Origin of the sequence: Streptomyces sp. NPDC056452, assembly GCF_042796085.1 — a bacterium.
Taxonomy (GTDB): Bacteria; Actinomycetota; Actinomycetes; order Streptomycetales; family Streptomycetaceae; genus Streptomyces.
This window is the reverse complement of the sequence record NZ_JBHTRI010000022.1, coordinates 74,306-95,977: the sequence shown is the minus strand read 5'-3', so window position 1 is coordinate 95,977 and position 21,672 is coordinate 74,306. Positions and strand designations below refer to the sequence as shown.

Here is a 21,672-nt window from a genome sequence, read left to right as displayed (position 1 = left end):
CGGTGGGTTCCGGCCGCTGCCGGAACCCACCGTCCGTCAGCCCTTGAGCGCCGCCTTCATCATCTTCTGCGCGATCGGCGCCGCCAGGCCGTTGCCGCTGACCTCCGAGCGGGCCGCCCCCGAGTCCTCGACGACCACCGCGACCGCGACCTGCTTGCCGGTGGAGTCGTCCTTCGCGTACGAGGTGAACCAGGCGTACGGGGTGTTGCTGTTGTCCACGCCGTTCTGCGCCGTACCCGTCTTGCCGCCCACCTCCGCGCCGTCGATCCGGGCGTTGGTGCCGGTGCCCTCCTCCACGACGGTGACCATCGCGCTGCGCAGCTGTTCGGCCGTGGACTCCGACACGACCCGCTCGGTGTCGCCGTCCTCGAACTCCTGCAGCGTGGAGCCGCCGGCGTCCGTCACCTCGGAGACCATGTGCGGCGCGGCCAGCTCGCCGCCGTTCGAGAGGGCCGCCGAGACCATGGCCATCTGCATCGGCGTCGCCGTCACCTCGAACTGGCCGATGCCGGTCAGTGCGGTCTGCGCCTTGTCCATGCCCGTCGGGTACACGCTCTCGGAGGCCCGCACCGGCACGTCCAGCTTCTCCGTGTCGAATCCGAACGCGTCCGCCATCGCCTTCAGCTTGTCCTGCCCGAGGTCGGCGGCCACCTTCGCGAAGACGTTGTTGCAGGAGTACTGGAGCGCGGTGCGCAGCGTGGCGTTCTCGCAGGGGGCGGAGGGGTTCTCGTTCGACAGGACCGTCGTCGTGCCCGGCAGGGTGTACGGGTCGGGGCTGTCCGTCGGCTCGTCGACCGACTCGTACAGGCCGTCCTCCAGGGCCGCCGACGCCACCACCAGCTTGAAGGTCGAGCCGGGCGGGAGCGGCTGCCGCAGCGCCCGGTTGACCAGGGGCTTGCTCTTGTCGTCGAGCAGTTTCTGCCAGGCGTCCCCGTCGGTCGTCCCGCTGATGCCGGACGGGTCGTACGACGGCGAGGAGACCATTCCGAGGATCCGGCCGGTCTCCGGATCCATCGCGACGGCTGCGCCCCGGTCGTCCCCGAGCGCCTCGAAGGCCGCCTTCTGGACCTCCGGGTCGATGGTCGTCAGCACCTGCCCCGGGGCGGTCTGCTCGCCCGTGAGGACCGCGGCGGGATCCTTCAGCCGGTTGTCGGTGCCGTCGAGCACATCGCTGTAGATGCCCTCGAGCTGCGTGGCGCCGTAGGCCTGTGAGCTGTAGCCCGTGACCGCCGCGTACAGCTCGCCCTGGGTGTAGGTCCGCTTGTAGCGGAGGTCGCCGCCCGTGGTCTCCTTCGAACCGGTGACCGGGGAACCGGCCACGATGATGTCACCGAGCGGCTGCGCGTACTGCGCGATCGTGTTCCGCCGGTTGTGCTCGTCGTCTGCGAGCGCCCGGGCCTCGTACGCCTGCACCCAGGTCGCCCGCACCAGCAGGGCGAGAACCATGAGCAGACAGAAGACCGAAGCGCGCCTGATTGTCTTGTTCATCCCGCTGGAGGGACGAGCGGGGGAGCCCGGGACGTTCCCGTTCGTGTCCCTTCTCACCCTTTTCTCAGTTGCCGTGCCGTCGGCCCCAGGTGGGTCAGGCGTCCAGCCGCAGGAGCACCTCGTCGGTCTCCTCGCCCCTGGCCTGCGCATAGCCCCGGTCGGTGCCGGTCAGGGTGAACCCGCACTTCTGCAGCACCCGCACCGAACCGGTGTTGTCGGCCGCGGCGCGCGCGTGCAGCGGACGCTCGGGCACGGCGTCGAGCATGGCCCGCAGTGCGGCGGTCGCCAGCCCCCGGCCCCACTGCGCCCTGTCCAGCCAGTAGGTCACCTCACGCTCGGCCGGAGGCCCGTACACCCCCACGCTGCCGACCACGACGCCGTCGGCGAGCACCGTGCGCATGATCACCGTGTCCGAGGCGCGGATGCGCTGCCAGTGGGCGTCGAACATGGCCCGGTCGGAGGGGTCGGCGCTGGTGAAGGCCGCCATCCGGGTCGCCTCCGGGTCGCTCATGAACGCGAAGAACAGGGGCAGGTCGCCGTCCCGCACCTCGCGCAGTTCCAGGTGCACGGTCAGAGCCTCCGGGTCGCCAGGGTCAGCCGGTCGCGGGCGTCGAACAGGGCGTCCTTGACCATCTGTTCGTGCGCGGGCGTGAGCCGGGCGACCGGCACCGAGCAGCTGATCGCGTCGCGCGCCGGGGTGCGGTACGGGATCGCGACCCCGAAGCAGCGCAGGCCCAGCGTGTTCTCCTCACGGTCCACCGCGTACCCCTGCTCGCGGATGAGGCGCAGTTCCTCGATCAGCTTCTCGCGGTCGGTGAGGGTGTGCTCCGTCAGCGCGGGCAGCGTCTCGGGCAGCATCTTGCGGACCTGCTCGTCGCTGTGGGTGGCCAGCAGCGCCTTGCCGAGCGAGGTGGAGTGGGCGGGCAGCCGGCGGCCGACGCGGGTGAACGGGCGCAGGTAGTGCTGGGACTGCCGGGTGGCGAGGTACACCACGTTCGTCCCGTCCAGACGGGCCAGGTGGATGGTCTCGGTGGTGTCGTCGGAGAGCCGGTCCAGGGTGGGACGGGCGGCGGCGACCACCTCGTCCCCGTCGATGTACGAGGTGCCGACGAGCAGGGCCCGCACCCCGATCCCGTACCGCGTGCCCGTCGCGTCGGTCTCGACCCAGCCCAGCTCCACCAGCGTGCGCAGCAGCATGTAGAGGCTGGACTTGGGGTATCCGACGGCCTCCTGCACGGCGGCCAGTGAGTGCATACCGGGGCGCCCCGCGAAGTATTCGAGGAGCTCCACCGTCCGTACCGCAGACTTGACCTGTGTCCCACCGGACTCGGCAACCGACATCGCCCTATGCCCCTTCCAGCCTTCTTGTACTACCTGCGCAACGCTGCGACTTCTTGCCAACACGGAACGCCCGGAAATAGAGTCCCCTGCATATTCACGATCAGGAACTCTGTTCAGAATACCGAACAACTCCTGATGTGTGGCAGTGGACCGGAAGGAAACACGGTGGCAGCAGCACCAGTCTGGAGTGTCGACCCCCGAACCGGGAACCCGCGTGAGCAGGTTGCGGTGGAGGCTACAGCGGAGGAGGTCGACCGCGCGGTCCGGGCCGCGCATGCCGTGCGCGACACGCTGGCCGACCGCACGGTGCGCGCCGCGTTCCTGCGTACCGCGGCCGATCTGCTCGCCGGTGCCGGGGCGCACGTCATCGAGGCCGCCGACGCGGAGACCGCGCTCGGCCCGGCCCGGCTCACCGGCGAACTCGCCCGCACCGCAGCCCAGTTGCGGGCCTTCGCGGAGGTCGTCGAGGAGGGGTCCTTCCTCGACATCCACATCGACCACGAGGACGGCAGCAGGACCCCGCCCTGGCCGGACCTGCGCCGCTACAAGATCCCGCTCGGCGTCGTCGCCGTCTACGCGGCCAGCAACTTCCCGCTCGCCTTCTCCGTCCCCGGCGGCGACACCGCCAGCGCGCTCGCCGCGGGCTGCCCGGTCGTCGTCAAGGCGCACCCCGACCACCCCGCCACCTCCGAACTCTGCGCCTCGCTCCTGCGCAGGGCGGCCGCGCAGAACGGCCTGCCCGAGGACGTCGTGACCGTGGTGCACGGCTTCGACGCGGGCGTCGAGCTGGTCAAGCACCCCCTCGTCACCGCCGCCGGGTTCACCGGCTCGATCCGCGGCGGCCGGGCACTCTTCGACGCCGCGGCCGCCAGGCCCACCCCGATCCCCTTCCACGGCGAGCTCGGCTCCCTCAACCCCGTCGTCGTCACCGCCGCGGCCGCCGAGGAGCGCGGCGAGCAGATCGGTGCCGGGCTCGGCGGCTCCATGACCATGGGCGCGGGACAGTTCTGCACCAAGCCCGGCTTCGTCCTCGCCCCGTCCGGCGAGGCCGGTGACCGACTGCTGAAGGCCCTCACCGAGACGGTCAGCGACACCGGTGCGGGCGTCATGCTCGACCACCGGATGCGGGACGCCTTCGTCGCGGGAGTGGCCGAGAGGGCAGCACTCGCGGACGTGGAGGCCCCCGTCACCCCGGGCGCGGGCAGCGAGCACACCGTCTCCGCGGGCTTCCTGACCGTCCCCGCCCAGCGGCTGGCCGCCGAAGGCCCGCACGACGCGCTGCTGGAGGAGTGCTTCGGCCCGGTCACCGTCGTCGCACGCTACGACTCCGAGGACGAGATCACCGCCGTCCTCTCCCGCCTCCCCGGCAACCTCACGGCCACCCTCCAGATCGCCACCGAGGAGGCCGACGGAAGCGCCGCCGGTCTGCTCGCGGCGCTCACCCCGCTGGCCGGACGCGTCCTGGTCAACGGCTGGCCGACCGGCGTCGCCGTCGCCCCCGCCCAGCACCACGGCGGCCCGTACCCGGCCACCACCTCCACCTCCACCTCGGTCGGTGCGACAGCGATCGAGCGCTGGCTGCGCCCGGTCAGCTACCAGTCGACGCCCGACGCGCTGCTCCCGCCGGAGCTGCGCGAGGACAACCCGCAGGGCCTGCCCCGCCGGGTCGACGGGCGCCGCGTATGACCGTCCACCTCCCCGAAGTGCCCTTCGTGCTGGAGCCGTTCGGCCCGGAGGGGTCCTGGGCGTACGCGGACGGCGTGCTGACCGGCCGGGCGGGCGCCCGCCAGGACCGCTTCGTCCCGCCGGGCGGCGACGCCCTGGAACCCGCCTCCGACGCCCCGCGCCTGCTGGGTGCCGTGCCGGAGGGCGACTTCCAGCTGGCCGCCCGGGTGAAGGTGGGCTTCGCGGGGGCCTTCGACGCGGGCGTGCTCTATCTGCACGCCGGTGAACGGGAGTGGGCGAAGCTCTGCTTCGAGCTCTCCCCGGACCGCCCCACTATCTGCACGGTCGTCACCCGCGGACACTCCGACGACGCCAACTCCTTCGTCGTGGACGGTGACACCGTCTGGCTGCGGCTCAGCCGCACCGGCAGGGCGTTCGCCTTCCACGCCTCCGAGGACGGCGAGAGGTGGACCTTCGTCCGTGTCTTCGCCCTCGGGGCGGAGCATGCGCCGGTACTGGCCGGCTTCCTGGCCCAGGCGCCCACGGGCGAGGGCTGCGAGGTGGCCTTCGACCGGATCGCGTACCGGCCCACCGGCCTCGGAGACCTGCGCGACGGCAACTGACTGTCAGCGGAGCTCACCCCCCTGCCCCGGCCGGGGGGTGAGCACCTGTCGGGCCCCTACGGTGCGATGAACGCCGGAGTCAGGTGGGCGGGTGCCAGCAGGGCGCGGTGTGCCGCGGCGCGCTCCAGCAGCGCCTCGCGGGAGGCGCGGGCGGTGACCGGGTCGCGCTCGTGGGCGTAGGCGACGGCCGGGTTGCCCAACTGGACGGCGTGCACCAGTGCGTCGCCGGTGACGACGACGTCCCGGCCGCCGGGCTGCTCGACCAGGACGGACTGGTGGCCGGGAGTGTGTCCGGGCGTGGGAAGCAGCGTCACGCCCCGCCCGAGCGGGTGCTCCCCGCGGACCTCGTCGAGCTGTCCCGTGGCACGGAGCGGCTCGACGACCCACTGCCACACGGGGTCCGACCGGTCGAGGGCGGCCGTCTCCGCGTGCTGGACGACGTACCGGGCCCGGGGGAACAAGGGGTCCCCGGCCGCCGTCGTCGACCAGCCCACATGATCCTCGTGCAAGTGGGTCAGGACGACGGACTCCACGTCCGCCGGTGCGATCCCGGCCTCGGACAGGGCCTGCGGCAGCCGGCCGGGTACCGGGCACCACGGAGCGCCCGGCCCCTCGGCCGGCCCGACACCCGCGTCGACGAGGACCCAACGCCCGCCGGGCCGCTCGATCGCGAAGCACCAGAAGTTCAGCCGCCACGTACCGTCCGGCCCCCGTGCGCCCGGATCGAGGGACGCAGCGCGTTCCCAGTCACGTTCGCCCGCCCCCGGAAAGGCGAGCCGTTCCGGCTTGAAGAACGTGCCTGCGGCGTCCAGCAGCGCGAGAACGCTTCCGTGCCGTTCCAATGTGCCCTCCTCCTACGGCTGCCGTCGCGGACGGCAGCGGAAGCCGGGGTCACATACCCAAGTCCGGCTCCACGTACGTGAATTAATCGACCCGACCCGGCAACCTGAGCGCCACCTGCGGCGACCCATGAGTGCACCCCGCACTCAGTCGTACCGAGAAAGGGCCCCCCATGCGCACCCATCTCCGCAGCCGCCGAAGCCGTATCACGGCACTGGCCGCCGCCTCCGCCGTCGCGGCACTCACCGTCGCGGCGCTCCCCAACTCCGCAGGTGCCGCCGAGTCCAGCCCCGTGGGCTTCGGCGCCGGCACCACCGGCGGTGGCAGCGCCGCCGCGGTGACTGTCAGCAGCCTCGCCGCGTTCAAGTCGGCCGTCACCGGCGACACCGCCAAGACGGTCAAGGTGAGCGGGCTCATCTCGCTCAGCGGCCAGGTCGACATCGGCTCCAACACCACGGTGCTCGGCGTCGGTTCGTCCTCCGGATTCACCGGCGGCGGCCTGCGCCTCAAGAGCGAGTCGAACATCGTCATCCGCAACCTGAACATCAGCAAGCCGCTCGCCCCCTCCGACGGCATCACCGTCCAGAACTCCACCAAGGTCTGGATCGACCACAACTCCTTCTTCGCCGACCGTGACCACGACAAGGACTACTACGACGGCCTGCTGGACATCACGCACGCCTCGGACAACGTCACCGTGTCCTGGAACACCTTCAAGAACCACTTCAAGGGCAGCCTCGTCGGGCACAGCGACAGCAACGAGAGCGAGGACAAGGGCCATCTGCGCGTGACGTACCACCACAACCACTTCCAGAACATCTTCTCCCGCATCCCGAGCCTCCGCTTCGGCACCGGCCACTTCTACGACAACTACGTCGAGGGCGCGGACACCGCCGTGCACTCCCGTATGGGCGCGCAGATGCTGGTCGAGAACAACGTCTTCCGCAACACGAAGATCGCCATCACGACCAGCCGCAGCAGCGACGAGGACGGCTATGTCGTCCAGCGGGGCAACGACCTCGGCGGCGCGGCCACCGAGATCTCCCGGACGGGCTCGTTCACCACGCCGCCGTACTCCTACACGGCCGAGCCGGCGTCGTCCGTCGCGGCCTCGGTGACCGCGGGCGCGGGCGCCGGCAAGATCTGACCCGGGACGGGTGAGTGACGGGTGCGCCGCCCGGACGCGGGCGGCGCACCCCTCAGCGGTCGGCCGCGAACCGCACGAAGCGGGCCCAGTGGGCGGGGGAGACCGTCAGGTGGGGGCGGGTGAGGTCCTTCGAGTCGCGTACGAGGACGGCGGGGCCGCGGGAGGCGACCTCCACGCACGCTCCCCCTTCGTTGGAGCTGTAGGTGCTCTTGGCCCACGTGAGGGATGCCGTCATGTCCACAGCGCCGTTGTCACTCATGCCGCTCCCAGCAACTCCTTGATGACAGCGAGGGATTCGGACGGGTTGAGCGCCTGTGCCCTGATGCTGCCGTAGCGTGCGGCCAGGATACGGACTTCGTCCGGATCGGTGACCAGACGGCTGACGTTCTGAACCTCCAGGTACGCCACCTGGGGTCGCCCCTTGGGCGTCAGAAGAATGAACGGCCCACCCATACCGGCATGCTGCACCCGGTCGGTCGGCATGACCTGAAGCTCCAGGCTCCTCAGCCGGCCCAGATCGAGCAGCTTCTCCAGCTGCTCCCTGTGCACCGCAGAACCGCCGATCGGCCGACGCAGCACGGCCTCTTCGATGATGCACGTCAGGATCGGCGCAGGCCATCGAGTCAGGAGCTCCTGACGAACCATGCGTGACGCGACCCGTAGTTCGATGGTCGCATCGTCCAGGAGCGGCTTGCGCATCGCGAACAGGGCCCGCGCGTGGTCCTCGGTCTGCAGAAGGCCCGGCACGACATGGCTGCCGTACTCGTGGACCTCCACCGCATCCGTCTCCAGTCGCGCATAGTCCCGGAACCACGCCGGATGCCTCACCCGCGCCCGGGCCTTCGCCCGGGCGACGTCCTCCGTCGCGGCCCGCAGCAGCCCGCCCGCACCCAGCGCGTCGTCCGCCGCGTCCAGGAACTCCGGCTGTGGCGTCCTGCGTCCGCACTCCAGCGACCGGACCAGGTCCTCGCTGTAGCCGAGCCGCTCACCGAGGTCCCGCTGGGTGAGTCCCGCCCGTTCACGGAGCAGCCGGACCTGGCGGCCGATCACCCGGAACAGGTCCGCCGCGCCCTCCGAGTCGTCGTTCTCCCCGATCGCGTCCGTCAGCCCCATCGCCGGCCCCGTTCGTCCCGCGTGCCGCACGGCGGACGACCGGTACCGATCACCACGCGCACCGGTACACGCACGCTGCGTACCGTAGTCACTCCTGGTCAGCGTACGGTCACCCGGCCACGCTGAGTGGCGTGAAGAGCGAATCCGTACACACAGGCATGCGCCAACCGGTAACACCCGCACCGCAGTTCACCCAGCTGCTGAGCGCCACCCGACGGGGCGCGCGGCTCGCCCGGCTGCTCGCCGTGGAGCAGCTCGCCGCATGGGGGTGGCCGCGTGGCGGCGAACCCATCGACGCGGCCGCGCTCGTCGTCGCCGAACTGGCGGCCAATGCCGTGCGGCACGGGCGGCTGGAGGGGCGGGGCTTCCGGCTCGGGCTCGTACTCCTGCCGGGTGCGCGGCTGCGCATCGAGGTCACGGATCCGCGTGGTGAACGGGCCCTCGCCCGGTCCGGCGGGGGATGCGGGCTGGTCATCGTCGACGCGCTCGCCGTGGACTGGGGTGTGAGGCCGTTCCCGCCCTCGGGGAAGACGGTCTGGGCGGAGATCGGCATCAGGTGACGACGACGGTGTTCTGGCAGGCGGTCAGCAGCCAACGGCCGTCGTCCTGCTTGGAGATCACGTAGAGCGGGGCGCCCTCGCTCTCCTCGCCCGGGGTCAGATAGCGCTGGCGGACCTTGACCGCCGCGACGTCGGGGCGGATGAAGAGGACGTGGGCGACCTCGTAGGTGACCTTGCCGTCCCAGTTCGAGGAGGGGAGCACCTCGCGGGTGAATTCCGAGATCGCGTCGAGGCCGATGAGGACCTTGCCGTGGCCGGTCGTCCAGATCGCGTCCGGGTGGAAGAGACCGAGGAACTCCTCGGGGTCCTTGTTCTCCTGGGAGTGCTCGACGGTGGCGACGAGCCGGCTGATCGCTTCGAGGTCTGCCGCGCGTGACGTGTCTGGTGTGGTCATGGGGACCATCGTTGGACCTCAAGTGCGATTGAGGTCAAGGGGTGATCGCGGAAAGGCGGTCACCGGGCGGAAAATCGCTTCGAGCGCCGTGGGATTGCCTCTACCGTGCCCGGATGGCGACTCAGGTGATTGTGCTGAACGGCGGGTCCAGCTCGGGCAAGTCCGGGATCGTCCGGTGTCTGCAGGCGGTACTGCGGGATCCGTGGCTCGCCGCGGCGGTCGACTCGCTGATCGAGGCGATGCCCGCGTCCATGCGGGCGTCGGACGCGGGAATCGAGTTCGCCGCGGACGGCGGGGTGGAGGTCGGCACGCAGTTCCGGGAGCTGGAGGCGGCGTGGATGGAGGGGGTCGCCGCGATGGCCCGGGCGGGCGCCCGGGTCATCGTCGATGACGTCTTCCTCGGCGGCGCGGCGTCCCAGGAGCGGTGGCGGAAGGCCCTGGGCGGACTGGACGTGCTGTGGGTCGGCGTCAGGTGCGGGGGTGAGGTCGCCGCGGCCCGTGAGGTCGCCCGTGGGGACCGGGCCCAGGGGATGGCGGCCTTGCAGGCGGAGACGGTCCACCGGGGCGTGGTCTACGACCTTGAGGTGGACACCACGCACACGGAGTCCCTGGACTGTGCGCGGGTCGTCGCCGCGCGGGTCGAGTGACCGCGACTCCAGGAGCCGGGACCGCGCTGCGCCGTCACGGGACCCGCCGGGCCGTGCTGTTCGCGCCGTCGAGCGACTCCCGGATGATGTCCGCGTGCCCGGCGTGCTGGGCCGTCTCCTGGAGGAGGTGCAGCAGGATCCGGCGTACCGGCCAGTGGTGCACGACGCCCGGCTCCCAGGGCGCTTCCGGCAGGCGTACCTCCGCGTCCGGATCCGCCTTCGCGTACGCCTCGTCGGTGGCGCGCGCGGATTCGGCGTAGGCGGCGCGCAGGCTGTCGACGGTCGCGCCCTCGGGCGCCAGGTACTGGGTCATGTCCCACATGCCGTCCGGGGTCCGGCCGGTGGTGTCGGTCATGATGTGGGTCCAGACCCGCTCGCCCTGGGTGAGGTGGTTGAGGATGCCGCCGAGCGTCAGCTCGCTCACGGTGGAACGCTCCGCGACCTGCGTGTCCGTGATGTCCTGCACGGTGATGAGGAGGAGCCGCCGCGCCTCGCGCAGAGCGGTCAGGATGGCCTCGGTCTCAGGTGTCATGCGGACAGGCTACGAAGCGAACAGGTCAGGTTCCGGCCTAATGGGAACCCGGGAATCAGCCGCTCCCGTTGAACGTTTAACGGGCGGCGGAGGGTGGCTCCGCACCCGTACGGCAGAGCTGGAGAGAAGAAGAGTCATGCGCGTCGAGATCTGGAGCGACATCGCCTGCCCCTGGTGCTACATCGGGAAGGCGCGCTTCGAGAAGGGCCTGGCCGAGTTCGCCCACCGTGACGAGGTCGAGGTGGTGCACCGCTCCTTCGAGCTCGACCCCGGGCGCGCCAAGGGTGACACCGAGAAGGTGATCGACATGCTGGCGCAGAAGTACGGGCGCACCCCCGAGGAGGCCCGCGGCATGGAGGCCAATGTCGCCGCGAACGCGCAGTCCGAAGGGCTCGGCTACCGCTCCGAGGGGCGTGATCACGGCAGCACCTTCGACATCCACCGGCTGCTGCACCTGGCCAAGGCGCGCGGTCGCCAGGACGAGCTGCTCAGCCTCGCCTACCGGGCGAACTTCGCCGAGGAGCGCTCGGTCTTCGACGACGCGGTACTGGCCGACCTCGCCGAGGAGGCCGGGCTCGACCGGGAGGAGGCGCTGGCGGTGCTCGCCGACCCCGCGGCGTACGCCGACGAGGTACGGGCCGACGAGCGCGAGGCGGCCGAGCTGGGCGCGAACGCGGTGCCGTTCTTCGTGTTCGACCGGCGCTACGGAATCTCCGGCGGCCAGCCCTCGGAGGTCTTCGTCCAGGCGCTGGAGCGGGCGTGGAAGGACCGTCCGGTCAGCGCGCTCACCACCCTCGGCGGCGACGCCGAGGCCTGCGACGCGGACGGGGCCTGCGAGGTCCCCCAGGGTGCCTCCGACCGGCACGCATAAGCACTGCTTGGGTCTTCCCCTTAACTCTTCGTGATTGACGAGGGGTTGAGGGGCGGACAGGCTGGACTCATGGAGACGTCAACGATTCACCAGGTCACAGCCGCCGAGTTCGCACCGGAGACCACCTACCTCAACACGTCCAGCTGCGGTCTGCTGCCCCGCCGGACCGTCGAGGCGGTCAAGGAACTGGCCGACGACAACGCCACGGGCCGCCGGGCCGGTGCCGGCAGCTTCGAGTCGGTGGACGCCGCCCGGGCCGGCTTCGCCCGGCTCGCCGGTGTCGGTCCCGACCGGGTCGCCACCGGCGGCTCCGTCGCCGCCCATGTGGGGCTCGTCGCGGCCTCGCTGGCGCCGGGCTCCGAGGTCCTCGCCCCGGAGGGCGAGTTCAGCTCGGTCGTCGGCCCGTTCGCCGTCCGCGGTGATCTGAAGATGCGGTACGTCCCGCTGGAGGAGCTCGCCGAGTCCGTACGGCCTGAGACCGCGCTCGTCGCCTTCTCCGCCGTCCAGTCCGCCGACGGCAGGGTCGCGGACCTGGACGGCGTCCGGGGGGCGGCCCATGCGCACGGCGCGCGGACCCTGCTCGACGCCAGCCAGTCCGCTGGCTGGCTGCCGCTGGACGCCGGGGCGTACGACTACACGGTCACCGGAGGCTTCAAGTTCCTGCTGTGCCCCCGGGGCGCGTCGTTCCTGACCGTGACCGAGGAGGCGCAGGAGACGATTCCCGTGCTGTACGCGGGCTGGGTGTCGGCCGAGGACCGCTGGAACAGCACGTACGGGCCGGTCGAGCAACTGGCCGTCACCGCACGGCGCTTCGACGAACCGGCCGCCTTCCTCGCGTACCACGGCGCGGAGCGCTCCCTGGAGCTGCTGGCGGAGGTCGGAATCGACGCGCTGTACGCCCATGCCACCGGGCTCGCCGCCCTGTTCCGCTCAGGGCTGGCCGGGATCGGGCACGAGGCGGTACCGGGGGAGTCGGCGATCGTGGCCGTGCCGGGGCTCGGCGGCCGTCTGGACGAGCTGACGCGGGCGGGTGTCATGGTCTCGGACCGGGCGGGGAATCTGCGGGTCGCCTTCCACCTGTACAACACGGAGGCCGACGTGGACCGTGCGCTGGACGTGCTCTCGGGCTGAAGCGGCAGGCCGCCCGGGCCGGGCGGTTCACTCTCCGGCCGAACCGGTCACTCCGGCCCGGGACACCCCTCGGTCTCCTGGCAGAGGTTCGCCTCGACCTTGGCCAGGAGCCTGGCCAGCTCCGTACGCTCCGCCGGGTCCAGCCCCGCGAGGGTGTGGTCCTCCAGGCTCGACCAGGCGTCGCGCACCGAGGCGTGGAGCCCGCAGCTGTCTTCGGTGGCCTCGACCAGGACGGCCCGCCGGTCGTCCGGGTCGGGGCAGCGGCGCACATGCCCGGCCTGGTCGAGCCGCTGGAGCATCTTGGTGACGGTGGACGGGTCGAGGTCCACGGCCTTGATGAGCTCCGACTGGCGGACCGCACCGCCGTCCCACAGGTGCATCATCAGGAGTTCCTGGCCGGGATAGAGGCCGAGCCCCTTGAGCAGCCTGCCCGCCGCGATCCGGTGCAGCCTGGCGATGCGCGAAACGGCATGGCTGACGGGGCCTCCGCGGGCGGCGCTGGGCAGCGCCTCGGCACAGGCAGGATCTGCGGGGGCCGTGCTGTCGGCCTTCATCGGGACTCCTCGGGGCGGTGGTGCTGCCCGGTTGTTTCCGTTGCCGGGTCCGCGACGTCGCCTGGTTCATGACGTCTCCATGAACTTTACCTTGGTCGGCCAATTAATGGGTTACAGTGACGCGGAGATAATTACTTGGCCGACCATGTAAATGCCCCGGGAGCTCCCATGACCACCGTGTTCGACCCCATCGACCTCTCCGGTACGCAGCTCGCCAACCGCATCGCGCTCGCGCCGATGACCCGCAGCCGGGCCGGTGACGGCGGTACGGCCACCGATCTCGTCGTCGAGTACTACACCCAGCGGGCCTCGGCCGGACTGATCATCACCGAGGGCATCCAGCCGTCGGTGGTGGGCCAGGGCTACCCCGCCACCCCCGGACTGCACAGTGCCGAGCAGGTCGCCTCGTGGCGCAGGGTCACCGACTCCGTCCACGAGGCCGGCGGGCGCATCTTCGCCCAGATCATGCACGCGGGCCGGATCGGCCACCCCGTCCTGCTGCCGGACGGACTCACCCCGGTCGCCCCCTCCCCGGTCGCGGCGCCCGGCCAGGTCTACACCCAGGTGGGCCCGAAGGACTTCGTCGAGCCGCGCGAACTGACCGACGCCGAGATCCGGGCGACCATCGAGGACTTCGCCACGGCCGCCCGCAACGCCGTCGACGCGGGCTTCGACGGGGTCGAGCTGCACGGAGCCAACGGCTACCTGATCCACCAGTTCCTCGCACCGAACACCAACCTGCGCACCGACGAGTGGGGCGGTTCCGAGCAGGCCCGCATCCGGTTCGCCGTCGAGGTCGCCAAGGCCGTCGTCGCCGAGATCGGCGCGGAGCGCACCGGACTGCGCATCTCGCCCGGAAACCCGTACAACGGCATCGAGGAGCCCGCCCCCGACGCCGTCTACACCGCGCTCGTCGCGGAGCTCGAACCGCTCGGGCTCGCCTACCTGCACATCCTGGAGCAGGTCGAGATCCGCGAGCTGACGCTCGCGCTGCGCAAGCAGTTCTCCGGAACCGTGGTCCTCAACGTGTTCACCGACGGGCCGACCGGGCCGGAGCACCACACGGTGATCGACGACGGGATCGCGGACCTCATCTCCTACGGCGCGCTGTTCCTCGCCAACCCGGACCTGCCGGCCCGGCTGAAGGCCGGCGGGCCGTTCAACACCCCGGACCCGTCGACGTTCTTCGGCGGCGAGGCCAAGGGCTACACCGACTACCCGGCCCTGCAGGACCGGTAGCCGAGCGGCTGTCGCACCGCGTACTCCGGCCCCCTGACGGGCGAAGGCCCGTCAGGGGGCGACGCGTGTGCGATCCCTAGGAGGTCAGGACCAACCAGCGGCGGCCGTCGATGAGTTCCCGCGCCGCATCCAGGTGCCCGGCGTGGCACGCCGTCTCGGTGATGACGTGCAGCAGGACGTCGCGGAGGTTGTGCAGGTGCGCGTCGCCGAAGAGGTGCTGAGGCCACCACGCCAAGGGGGTGTCGGCCGGCGTCGCGCTGATGACGGCGTCAGCGAGGTCCGCCTCCCGGCGATACCGTTCGAGGACCTCCTCGGCCCGCACGTCCGAGCCCACCCGCCAGGCGTCCTCGCTGTCGTCCAGGCCGCGGATGACCTCCTCGTCCCCGGCGACGACGGCACGGAACCAGAACTGCTCGACGTCCAGTGCGAGGTGCCGGGTGAGTCCCAGGCAGGACCACCCCGACGGCAGTACGGCCCGCCGCAACTCCTCGTCGTCCAGCCCGTCGAGGATGCCCAGGACATGGCGTCGCTGCCCGTGGAGGGCGGCCAGGAGTGCCCGGACCTCGTTGCCGGGCTGTGCTTCCCCGGTCATTTCGCGATCTCCCAGATATGGCCGCCGGGGTCGCGGAAGCTGGCGGTCCGAATCCCCCAGGGCCGGTCCATCGGCCCATTCAGCAGGGTCACGCCGCGTGCGGTCAGCTCCTTGCACATCGCGTCCACGTCATCGACGCCGAGCGTGAGCTGCAGGCGCGATCCGGCCTCAGGACCCGCGACGGGAGCGGGCTCGACCAACCCGTGCGCCGCTGTGGCGCTCAGCAGGTTGATAACGGTGTTCCCGAAGTCGAACACGGCGGAGTTGTCGTCCTCGAACACCACCGGCAGTCCGAAGACCTCTTCGTAGAACTGCCTGGTGGCGCCCAGGTCTTCGGTGAACAAGGTGATGGCGCTGATGCCCTTCGGCCAGACGGGATCGATCGGCTTGTCGGTCATGGGACCAAGATCTCCGATCCGGAGGTCCCGTGTACAGGCTTCTGCCGGGACGTGCCGTCGGGCGGGCCCGGTGGCCGGACCCACCCGACGGCGCTAAGCCGACTCCCGGCGGACCAGTTCGGTGGGCAGGATGACCGCGGCCGGGTCCTCCCCGCCGATCTGCGCCAGCAGCACCCGTACCATCTCGGAGCTGATCCGGTCCCACGGCTGGCGGACCGTCGTCAGTGCGGGACGGGCCGCGAGCGCCGCGGGCGAGTCGTCGAAACCGCCGACCGCGATGTCCTGCGGTACCCGTCGGCCCGCCTGCTCCATGGCGGTCAGCACCCCCTGCGCCATCAGGTCGGACGCCACGAACACCGCGTCGATGTCCGGCGCGCGCTCCAGCAGGAGCGAGGCCGCGGCCTGACCGCCCGCACGGCTGTAGTCGCCCGGCACGACCAGCGCCTCGTCGAAGGGCAGCCCGCATTCGGCGAGCGTCTCGCGGTAGCCCGCCAGCCGCTCCACGCCGCCTGGGGTGTCCAGCGGGCCGGTGACCGTGGCGATGCGGCGTCGCCCGGACTCGTACAGGAACCGCACCATGTCCCGTGCGCCGTCCCGGTCGGCCGCCGCCACGTAGCTGACCTTCGAGCCCTGCCCGAGCGGCTTCCCGCAGGCGACCAGCGGCACGCCCGCCTCGTGCAGCTGAGCGGCGACCGGGTCGCCGGAGTGGCTGGAGACCAGCAGCACCCCGTCCACGTGCCCGGCGATGTACCGCATGTTCCGGCGGCGCTCCGCCTCCGTCCCCGCGATCATCAGCAGGAGCGGGATGTCGTGCGCGGCGAGCGCTGTGGTGCAGCCGCGCAGCAGCACGTTGAAGTTCGGGTCCTCGAAGAACCGCTCCTGCGGCTCGGTCAGCAGGAACGCCACCGAGTCGGAACGGCCGGTGATCAGCGACCGGGCGTGCCGGTTCACGGTGTAGCCGGTCCTGTGTATGGCGGAGTTGACCGCATCGAGCGCGGCGGGGCTGACGTTGTGGCCGCCGTTGAGCACGCGGGAGACCGTGCCCCGGGAGACTCCGGCCTCCCGTGCGACATCGTGGATCGTCGGCGGCCGGCGCCGTCCCGCGCCGTTCTGTTCTGTGCGGCTCATGGTGCTTGATCTTTCATCAAAGGGAGCCCTGTTGAGGAGCTGTCAGGACTTTACGGCGCCGGAGAGCAGGTCGAGGCTCCAGAACCGCTGGATCACGAGGAACAGGGCGATCAGCGGAATGATCGCCAGGAGCGCCCCGGTGATGACCAGCGTGTACAGCGCCGGGGTGTTCGAACCCTGCTGGAGCAGCGTGTAGAGCCCCAGGGTCACCGGGAACTTCTCGTCGTCGCCGAGCATGATGTACGGCAGCAGGAAGTTGTTCCAGACCGCCACGAACTGGAACAGGAACACCGTCACCAGTCCCGGCAGCATCATCGGCAGCGCGATGGTCCGGAAGATCCGCCACTCGCCGCCGCCGTCCATGCGCCCGGCCTCGATCACATCGGCCGGCACGGCCGCCGCGGCGTAGATCCGGGCCAGGTAGACGCCGTACGGGGAGAGGATCACCGGCAGCAGCACCGACAGGTACGAGTCGGTCATGTCCGCCTTGGCCAGCAGCAGGTACTGCGGTACGGCGAGGATCACCGGCGGCATCAGCACCCCGGCCAGCAGGATGTTGAAGACGGTCTCCTTCCCGCGGAAGCGGTACACGGCCAGCGCGTACCCCGAGACCGCGGACACCGCCGTGGACAGCAGGGCGCCCACCCCGGCGTAGAAGGCGGAGTTGGCCATCCACTTCCAGTACACGCCGTCCCGGTACGCCGTCAGGTCGGCGACGTTGTCGGAGAAGCCGGAACCGGGCAGGAAGGTGAAGGTGGAGAACAGCTCGCTGCCGGACTTGGTCGAGGCGACCAGGACCCAGAGGACGGGCAGCAGGCAGTACAGGGCGCCCAGGAGCAGCGCGGCCGTCGGGACGAGCGGGAAGCGGCGGGGGCCGGTGGCAAGGGACTGCGTACTCATCGGGAGTCTCCCTGCTTCGTACGGGAGTTGGCCGCCTTGAGGAAGCCGAAGGACAGGGCCAGCGTGGCCAGGGCGATGATGACCGCCTGCGCCGCCGCCGCGTAGATGTCGTTGTTGACGAAGGCGTCCTGGTAGACCTTCATCAGCGGACTCCAGGTGGTGGACAGCGAGTTGGTCAGCGGCTTCAGCGTGGTGGGCTCGCTGAACACCTGGAGCGTCGCGATGATCGAGAAGAAGAAGGTCAGGATCAGTGAGGGCGCCACCATGGGGATCTTGATCCGCAGGGCGATCTGCAGCTGCGAGCAGCCGTCGAGGCGCGCGGCCTCGAAGATCTCGACGGGGATCGCCCGCAGCGACGTGTAGATCACGATCATGTTGAAGCCGGTGCCGCCCCACACCGCGATGTTGGCGAGGGAGAGGTACAGCGGGCCGCCGTCCAGGAGATCCGGCTGCGGCAGCCCCACCTTGTCGAGCAGGTAGAGGAAGGGGCTGACGTCGGGCAGGTACAGGAAGCCCCACATCAGTGCGGCGATGACACCCGGGATCGCGTACGGCAGGAAGATCGCCAGCCGGGTGAAGCCGCGCAGCCGGACCCGTTCGGTGTCCAGCAGCAGGGCGAACAGCAGGGCGAGCCCGAGCATCACCGGGACGACGATCGCGCCGTACCCGAGGATGCGCAGTGCTCCGTGCAGCAGCTCCGAGTCGGAGAGCGCGTCGGTGTAGTTGGCCGGTCCCGCCCAGATCTCGTCCCGGGCGCCCTTGCCCAGGCCGAGCCCCTTGACCTCGGTCCTGCGGAAGCTGAGGTACAGCGCGTACCCGATGGGCAGGGCGAAGAAGAGAAGGAAGAGGACTGTCGCGGGTATCAGGAAGGCGTACGGGGCGCTCTTGACCCCGTACGGCCTCCTGCGGGGTGCGCGTGTCACTCGGAGACTCCGAAGCCCTGCTTCTTGAGGTCGGCGACGGTGGCGTCCTGCATCGCGGTCAGCGCGGGACCGAAGTCCGACTTGTTCTTGGCGGCCTCCGCGAAGTTGTCCTTGAAAGCGGTGTACGCGACGTTCACGTTCGGGCCCCAGGCGGCCGGGGCGGTGCCCTGGGCGATCTTGGCGGCCTCGGTGTAGAAGTCGGGCTGGTTGGAGAAGTAGTCCGGGGCCTGGGAGAGCGCCCCACCGGTCTGGGCGGCTGTCGCGGCGGGGTAGATGCCGCTCTCCTTGACGAGGGCCGCGAGTGCGGCCGGGTCCGTGTTCAGCCACTTCGCGAAGGTGGCCGCGGCCTTCTTGTTCTTGGAGTCATTGGTGACCGCGGTGGAGGAGCCGCCCCAGCTGCCGGTGACGTTCTCGCCGGCGGTCCACTGGGGGAGCGGGGCCATCGCCCACTTGCCCTTCGTCTCCGGTGCCGCGGTGGTCAGGGTGCCCGGCGCCCAGACGGCGCTGACCCAGGCCACCTGCTTGCCGGTGTTGAGCGCCTTGTTCCAGGCCGGGGTGTACATCGGCTGGTTGTCGATGGCGCCCTCCTTGACGAGGCCGCCCCAGAAGTCGGCGACCTTCTGCGTGGCGGGGTCGTCGATCGCGACCTTCCACTTGTCGCCGCCGGTGGTCCACCACCGGGCGCCGGCCTGCTGGGCGAGGCCCGCGAAGAGGCCCGAGTCGTTGGAGGAGAAGGTCGTGAGGTCCCTGTCCGGCGCCTTCTTCTTCAGGGCGCGCGCGGTCTCGGCGAACTCGTCCCAGGTGGTGGGCACGGTCAGGCCGTACTGCTTGAAGAGGTCCTGGCGGTAGTAGAACATCAGCGGGCCCGAGTCCTGCGGCAGGGCGTACAGGGCGTCGGAGCCCAGGGTCGTCTGCTGCCAGACCCCGTCCGCGAAGGCGCTCTTGGCGTCGCCCGCCTCCTTGGATATGTCGGCGAGGACGTCGTTGGAGACCAGGGTGGGGAGCGCCTGGTACTCGGCCTGCACCAGGTCGGGCGCCTTGTGCGCCTTGGCCGCCGTGATGATCTTGGTGACGAGGTCGTCGCCCGACGCCTGCTTCTTCACCGTGACCGTGATGCCGGCTTCCTTGCCCGGACCCTTGTTCCAGATGTCCGCGACCTTGTCCAGGCCGGGAGCCCAGGCCCAGTAGGTCAGCGAGGCGGGTCCGGAGGCGGCCGGCTCGTCGCCGCCGTCGTCCGAGGAGCCGCAGCCCGAGAGCAGGGCGCCGGCGGCGAGTGCGGCGGCGGTGGTCACCGCGACAGAGCGGTATTTCATGGTTTCTCCCCTGACGAGACGGGCGGGCGCATCGGCAGACCGGCCGATCGGACGCTGTGAGCGTTCACAGTAGAGAAACGAAACCGACACTTGTCAATGGTTGTTGCTGTGCGGTTATGTTGGGCCCTGCGTCGCCACGAGTGTGTGTGCACGTTCCCAGAAGTTGTTCCAAAGAGCCAGGAGACGTCCATGCCGCACTCAGCGTCCGCTGCCACCCCGCTCGGCCTGCACAAGCTGGCCTTCGGCGGCGACTACAACCCCGAGCAGTGGCCCGAGGAGGTCTGGCACGAGGACGTGCGCCTGATGCGGGAAGCCGGCGTCACCATGGTCAGCGTCGGGATCTTCTCCTGGGCGCTGCTGGAACCCGAACCGGGCCGCTACGACTTCGGATGGCTCGACCGCCTCCTGGACCTGCTGCACGTCAACGGCATCCGCGCCGACCTCGGCACCCCCACCGTCGCCCCGCCCGCCTGGTTCTACCGCGCCCACCCCGAGGCCCTCCCGGTCAGCCGCGACGGGGTCCGCCTCGCCTTCGGATCACGCGGCGCGATCTGCCACAGCTCGTCCCCGTACCGTGCGGCCGCCGCGAACATCACCGAACAGCTCGCCCGCCGGTACGCGAACCACCCGGCCCTCGCGATGTGGCACGTCCACAACGAGTACGGCGTCCCCGTCAGCGCCTGTTACTGCGACAACTGCGCCGCCCACTTCCGCCGTTGGCTCACCGCCCGGCACGGCTCCGTCGAAGCGGTCAACGAGGCCTGGGGCACCAACTTCTGGGGCCAGCGCTACCGCACCCTCGACGAGATCGACCCGCCCCGCACCACCCCCACGGTGGGCAACCCCGCCCAGCAGCTGGACTACGCCCGCTTCGCCGACGCCACCATGCGCGAGAACTTCACCGCCGAACGCGACATCCTGCACCGGCTCGCCCCCGGCGTCCCCGTCACCACCAACTTCATGACGGCCCTCAGCCAGTGCGACTCCGTCGACTACTGGGCCTGGGGCCGCGAGGTCGACATCGTCACCAACGACCACTACCTGATCACCGACGGCCGCCGCACCCACGTCAACCTCGCCATGGCCGCCGACCTCACCCGCTCGGTGGCGGGCGGCGCCCCCTGGCTGCTCCTGGAGCACTCCACCAGCGGCGTCAACTGGCAGCCCCGCAACCCCGCGAAGCGCCCCGGCGAAATGGCCCGCAACAGCCTCGCCCACGTCGCCCGCGGCTCCGAGGGCGCGATGTTCTTCCAGTGGCGCCAGTCCCGGCGCGGCGCCGAGAAGTTCCACTCCGCGATGGTCCCGCACGCCGGCACCGACTCCCGCGTCTGGCGCGAGGTGACGGCGCTCGGTGAGGGCCTCGGCCTGCTGGAGGGCATCCGGGGCACCCGTACCGTCGCCGACGCCGCGATGCTCTGGGACTGGCAGTCCTGGTGGGCGCAGGCCCTGGAGTGGCGCCCCAGCGAGGAGCACGACGCCCGCGAGCGCGCGGACACGTTCTACGCCTCGCTCTACGACCGCCACCTCACCGTCGACTTCGCCCACCCGGACGCCGACCTGTCCGCGTACCCCCTCGTCGTCGTCCCCGCCCTCTACCTCGCCACCGAGGAGACCGGCCGCAACCTGCGCCGCTACGTCGAGAACGGCGGCACCCTCGTCGTCTCGTACTTCTCCGGCATCGTCGACACCCACGACGCCGTGCACCCCGGCCCGTACCCGGGCGCGCTGCGGGACGTCCTGGGCCTGACGATCGAGGAGTTCTCCCCGCTCGGCGAAGGCGAGACGGTCCGCCTGATCACTCCCGAGGGCGCCCCCGAAGGGCCGGAGCTGACCGGGGACCTCTGGACGGACGTGGTGATCCCGCGCGGCGCCGAGACGGTCTGGTCGTACGCCGACGGCATCCCGGCAGGCCGGCCCGCCGTCACCCGCAACCGGCTCGGCAAGGGCACCGCCTGGTACGTCTCCACCCGGCTCTCCGGCCCCCAGCTGGACGCCGTCCTCGACCGTGCCTGCGCCGACGCCGCCATCGCACCGCGCACCGGCCTCTCCCACGACGTCGAGGTCGTACGGCGCGCCGGGGACAACGGCACGTACCTCTTCGCGATCAACCACACGGACACCGACACCGAGGTGGCGCTGGACGCCCCCGGCACCGAACTCCTCACCGGCGAGCCCGCCGCGCACTCCCTCGCCGTCCCGGCGGGCGCGGTGCGCGTCGTACGGCTCGACGGCTGAGGCGCACCGAGAACCCCCGCAGGACCCGCACACCCATC

Annotated in this window: 24 protein-coding genes; 9 read left to right on the top strand and 15 right to left on the bottom strand. The window is 70.9% G+C overall.

Annotated elements, in window-relative coordinates; all coding sequences use genetic code 11:
• Nucleotides 1-36: 36 nt before the first annotated feature.
• From ACFQ6X_RS22165 to ACFQ6X_RS22155, 3 genes are all read right to left on the bottom strand, one after another.
• Nucleotides 37-1,488: a peptidoglycan D,D-transpeptidase FtsI family protein gene (locus tag ACFQ6X_RS22165; protein WP_383183910.1), complete on the bottom strand. Its 1,452-nt coding sequence runs from the start codon at nt 1,486-1,488 to the stop codon at nt 37-39.
• 94 nt (nt 1,489-1,582) lie between these two features.
• Entirely contained in the window at nt 1,583-2,056 is a 474-nt protein-coding gene (locus ACFQ6X_RS22160; protein WP_383183908.1) for a GNAT family N-acetyltransferase, read from the bottom strand.
• A 2-nt stretch (nt 2,057-2,058) separates the two neighbouring features.
• Nucleotides 2,059-2,829 (bottom strand): IclR family transcriptional regulator, encoded by a 771-nt coding sequence (locus ACFQ6X_RS22155; RefSeq protein ID WP_329212353.1) that lies wholly within the window; start codon nt 2,827-2,829, stop codon nt 2,059-2,061.
• Between the two features lie 165 nt (nt 2,830-2,994).
• On the opposite strand from ACFQ6X_RS22155, the gene ACFQ6X_RS22150 reads away from it, so the two are divergent.
• Together ACFQ6X_RS22150 and ACFQ6X_RS22145 are read left to right on the top strand one after the other, a co-directional pair.
• Nucleotides 2,995-4,515, top strand: coding sequence for an aldehyde dehydrogenase (NADP(+)) (locus tag ACFQ6X_RS22150; protein ID WP_383183905.1), 1,521 nt, complete (start codon nt 2,995-2,997; stop codon nt 4,513-4,515).
• Nucleotides 4,512-5,117: a DUF1349 domain-containing protein gene (locus ACFQ6X_RS22145; protein WP_383183903.1), complete on the top strand. Its 606-nt coding sequence runs from the start codon at nt 4,512-4,514 to the stop codon at nt 5,115-5,117. The genes ACFQ6X_RS22150 and ACFQ6X_RS22145 overlap by 4 nt, the downstream gene beginning before the upstream one ends.
• Before the next feature lie 56 nt (nt 5,118-5,173).
• Here ACFQ6X_RS22145 and ACFQ6X_RS22140 read toward each other — a convergent pair whose 3' ends face one another.
• A complete protein-coding gene (locus ACFQ6X_RS22140; protein ID WP_383183901.1) occupies nt 5,174-5,959 on the bottom strand; it encodes an MBL fold metallo-hydrolase in 786 nt (261 codons plus the stop codon).
• 170 nt (nt 5,960-6,129) lie between these two features.
• Here ACFQ6X_RS22140 and ACFQ6X_RS22135 point away from each other — a divergent pair, with 170 nt between their 5' ends.
• On the top strand, nt 6,130-7,104 hold the full coding sequence (locus ACFQ6X_RS22135) for a polysaccharide lyase family 1 protein (protein WP_383183899.1): 975 nt from the start codon (nt 6,130-6,132) through the stop codon (nt 7,102-7,104).
• A 52-nt stretch (nt 7,105-7,156) separates the two neighbouring features.
• Here the strand turns inward: ACFQ6X_RS22135 and ACFQ6X_RS22130 are convergent, their stop codons facing one another.
• Complete coding sequence (locus ACFQ6X_RS22130; protein ID WP_383183897.1) at nt 7,157-7,363, bottom strand: DUF397 domain-containing protein; 207 nt, start codon at nt 7,361-7,363, stop codon at nt 7,157-7,159.
• A complete protein-coding gene (locus ACFQ6X_RS22125; RefSeq protein ID WP_383183895.1) occupies nt 7,360-8,217 on the bottom strand; it encodes a Scr1 family TA system antitoxin-like transcriptional regulator in 858 nt (285 codons plus the stop codon). Before ACFQ6X_RS22125 ends, ACFQ6X_RS22130 begins: the two co-directional genes overlap by 4 nt.
• A 158-nt stretch (nt 8,218-8,375) precedes the next feature.
• On the opposite strand from ACFQ6X_RS22125, the gene ACFQ6X_RS22120 reads away from it, so the two are divergent.
• On the top strand, nt 8,376-8,777 hold the full coding sequence (locus tag ACFQ6X_RS22120; RefSeq protein WP_383183893.1) for an ATP-binding protein: 402 nt from the start codon (nt 8,376-8,378) through the stop codon (nt 8,775-8,777).
• Here ACFQ6X_RS22120 and ACFQ6X_RS22115 read toward each other — a convergent pair.
• A complete protein-coding gene (locus tag ACFQ6X_RS22115) occupies nt 8,770-9,180 on the bottom strand; it encodes an SgcJ/EcaC family oxidoreductase (protein WP_383183891.1) in 411 nt (136 codons plus the stop codon). The two genes, ACFQ6X_RS22120 and ACFQ6X_RS22115, sit on opposite strands and share 8 nt — an antisense overlap.
• A 104-nt stretch (nt 9,181-9,284) precedes the next feature.
• Here ACFQ6X_RS22115 and cpt point away from each other — a divergent pair, with 104 nt between their 5' ends.
• Nucleotides 9,285-9,818 (top strand): chloramphenicol phosphotransferase CPT, encoded by a 534-nt coding sequence (gene cpt / locus ACFQ6X_RS22110; RefSeq protein ID WP_383183889.1) that lies wholly within the window; start codon nt 9,285-9,287, stop codon nt 9,816-9,818.
• A gap of 34 nt (nt 9,819-9,852) precedes the next feature.
• Here cpt and ACFQ6X_RS22105 read toward each other — a convergent pair whose 3' ends face one another.
• Nucleotides 9,853-10,350: a DinB family protein gene (locus tag ACFQ6X_RS22105; protein WP_383183887.1), complete on the bottom strand. Its 498-nt coding sequence runs from the start codon at nt 10,348-10,350 to the stop codon at nt 9,853-9,855.
• 136 nt (nt 10,351-10,486) lie between these two features.
• On the opposite strand from ACFQ6X_RS22105, the gene ACFQ6X_RS22100 reads away from it, so the two are divergent.
• Both ACFQ6X_RS22100 and ACFQ6X_RS22095 read left to right on the top strand, forming a co-directional pair.
• Nucleotides 10,487-11,221 (top strand): DsbA family oxidoreductase, encoded by a 735-nt coding sequence (locus ACFQ6X_RS22100; RefSeq protein WP_383183885.1) that lies wholly within the window; start codon nt 10,487-10,489, stop codon nt 11,219-11,221.
• Nucleotides 11,222-11,290: 69 nt separating this feature from the next.
• Nucleotides 11,291-12,352 carry an aminotransferase class V-fold PLP-dependent enzyme gene (locus ACFQ6X_RS22095; RefSeq protein WP_383183883.1) on the top strand — a complete coding sequence of 354 codons (1,062 nt, stop codon included), beginning with the start codon at nt 11,291-11,293 and terminating at the stop codon, nt 12,350-12,352.
• Between the two features lie 47 nt (nt 12,353-12,399).
• Here ACFQ6X_RS22095 and ACFQ6X_RS22090 read toward each other — a convergent pair whose 3' ends face one another.
• Nucleotides 12,400-12,906, bottom strand: coding sequence for a MarR family winged helix-turn-helix transcriptional regulator (locus tag ACFQ6X_RS22090; RefSeq protein WP_383183881.1), 507 nt, complete (start codon nt 12,904-12,906; stop codon nt 12,400-12,402).
• A gap of 168 nt (nt 12,907-13,074) precedes the next feature.
• On the opposite strand from ACFQ6X_RS22090, the gene ACFQ6X_RS22085 reads away from it, so the two are divergent.
• The gene (locus tag ACFQ6X_RS22085; RefSeq protein WP_383183879.1) at nt 13,075-14,145 is read left to right on the top strand and encodes an alkene reductase; all 1,071 of its coding nucleotides are present in this window, start codon (nt 13,075-13,077) and stop codon (nt 14,143-14,145) included.
• Between the two features lie 76 nt (nt 14,146-14,221).
• On the opposite strand, the gene ACFQ6X_RS22080 is transcribed toward ACFQ6X_RS22085, so the two are convergent.
• The 6 genes from ACFQ6X_RS22080 to ACFQ6X_RS22055 all read right to left on the bottom strand — a co-directional run bounded on the left by ACFQ6X_RS22080 (nt 14,222) and on the right by ACFQ6X_RS22055 (nt 19,399).
• Nucleotides 14,222-14,737 (bottom strand): DinB family protein, encoded by a 516-nt coding sequence (locus ACFQ6X_RS22080; protein WP_383183877.1) that lies wholly within the window; start codon nt 14,735-14,737, stop codon nt 14,222-14,224.
• The gene (locus tag ACFQ6X_RS22075) at nt 14,734-15,135 is read right to left on the bottom strand and encodes a VOC family protein (protein ID WP_383183875.1); all 402 of its coding nucleotides are present in this window, start codon (nt 15,133-15,135) and stop codon (nt 14,734-14,736) included. The genes ACFQ6X_RS22080 and ACFQ6X_RS22075 overlap by 4 nt, the downstream gene beginning before the upstream one ends.
• 93 nt (nt 15,136-15,228) lie before the next feature.
• Nucleotides 15,229-16,263: a LacI family DNA-binding transcriptional regulator gene (locus ACFQ6X_RS22070; RefSeq protein WP_383183873.1), complete on the bottom strand. Its 1,035-nt coding sequence runs from the start codon at nt 16,261-16,263 to the stop codon at nt 15,229-15,231.
• Nucleotides 16,264-16,305: 42 nt separating this feature from the next.
• A complete protein-coding gene (locus tag ACFQ6X_RS22065) occupies nt 16,306-17,163 on the bottom strand; it encodes a carbohydrate ABC transporter permease (RefSeq protein ID WP_383183871.1) in 858 nt (285 codons plus the stop codon).
• Nucleotides 17,160-18,086 (bottom strand): carbohydrate ABC transporter permease, encoded by a 927-nt coding sequence (locus ACFQ6X_RS22060; RefSeq protein ID WP_383183869.1) that lies wholly within the window; start codon nt 18,084-18,086, stop codon nt 17,160-17,162. Before ACFQ6X_RS22060 ends, ACFQ6X_RS22065 begins: the two co-directional genes overlap by 4 nt.
• The gene (locus tag ACFQ6X_RS22055) at nt 18,083-19,399 is read right to left on the bottom strand and encodes an ABC transporter substrate-binding protein (protein ID WP_383183867.1); all 1,317 of its coding nucleotides are present in this window, start codon (nt 19,397-19,399) and stop codon (nt 18,083-18,085) included. Before ACFQ6X_RS22055 ends, ACFQ6X_RS22060 begins: the two co-directional genes overlap by 4 nt.
• 189 nt (nt 19,400-19,588) lie before the next feature.
• Between ACFQ6X_RS22055 and ACFQ6X_RS22050 the strand changes: the two genes are divergently transcribed.
• Nucleotides 19,589-21,634: a beta-galactosidase gene (locus tag ACFQ6X_RS22050; RefSeq protein ID WP_383183865.1), complete on the top strand. Its 2,046-nt coding sequence runs from the start codon at nt 19,589-19,591 to the stop codon at nt 21,632-21,634.
• Nucleotides 21,635-21,672 lie beyond the last annotated feature (38 nt).